This window comes from Sphaerochaeta sp. S2 (assembly GCF_016406725.1).
Classification (GTDB): Bacteria; Spirochaetota; Spirochaetia; order Sphaerochaetales; family Sphaerochaetaceae; genus Sphaerochaeta.
In genome coordinates, this window is record NZ_JAEKNT010000243.1 from 1 (window position 1) to 1080 (window position 1080).

General features: G+C 43.8%; 2 protein-coding genes. Both read right to left on the minus strand.

Features of this window, described 5'->3' with window-relative positions:
* Positions 1–742, minus strand: a 742-nt coding sequence (locus JF818_RS06935) for an inositol monophosphatase family protein (protein ID WP_198891304.1), incomplete at its 3' end; no start/stop codon positions are given.
* Positions 739–1080, minus strand: a 342-nt coding sequence (locus JF818_RS06940; protein ID WP_198891305.1) for a hypothetical protein, incomplete at its 5' end; no start/stop codon positions are given. The genes JF818_RS06940 and JF818_RS06935, both read right to left, overlap by 4 nt.

The following is a 1080-nucleotide window of genomic DNA, read 5'->3' on the forward strand; positions in this document are numbered from 1 at the left end:
GATCACACCTCTCATCAGTAAACGGTTGTCCAGGGTCTGCGCTCTCCAGTTTCCCCCCTGCTTCTTGGACGATGATCATCCCTGCTGCAAGGTCATAGTATCCCAGACATCGTTCAAAGTATCCATCAAACCTTCCAGCAGCAATATAGGAAAGCTCCAAAGCACAGGAACCAAGGGAACGGAAATCACTGGTAGCCAAGAAGATTCTCCGCATACGTTCAAAATACTCATCAGCCAGATCATGACGACGATGTGGGGGTACACAAACCATCAAGGCTTTGGAAACATCATCAACATCACTTACCCTGATTGGTTGCCCATTCAGAAAAGCACCATGACCTTTGCTTGCCCAGAACAGTTCTTCTTGTCTTGGGTTATAAACCACACCAACCAGTGGCTTGAACGGTTCCATTTCCCAAGCAATACTGATCGTATAATTGGGTATTGATCGAAAGAAATTGGTTGTGCCGTCTATGGGATCTATCACCCAGCGGCCTCTCTCGTGCGTCCCTGTCTTTCCGCTCTCCTCCCCAAAAATTGCATCATCAGGAAAGTGTTCCTTTAGTATCCCGATGATATGTTCTTCAGCTGCTTGATCAGTCTCAGTAACAAAATCATTCTTTTGTTTACTTCTCACTGATATATGTTTTGCCTTACCAGCTTCCAGGACCAAGGACCCAGCTGATTTGGATGCCTGCAAGGCAACTTCAAGGTGGTGCGCTATATATTTTTCTTGATTCATCTCATTCTCTTCTTTTCAAGGATCCTGTCACCCAAATTCACTGAATATTTCCAATCAGCTTGGGAAAAATCCTCATACCGGATTACTTGTTCTTCTGCTTCCAATAGTTTTCCACTTATATTGTATTCGAGATAGAGAACGTTCCAGATGGTTTTGTTTTGCATGTACATGATAGCTCCGATATGCTTCTTTCTATCCCAAGCTCTCAGAACATCACCTTTCTCTGCCATCAATACCACGGTTATATCGTATCCAGGAATGGAAAACATTTTGTCTTTCTTGTCACTCAATTGTGACTGTCTTGCTTGTTCAATCAAACCAGCTGTACCCATCAAGAG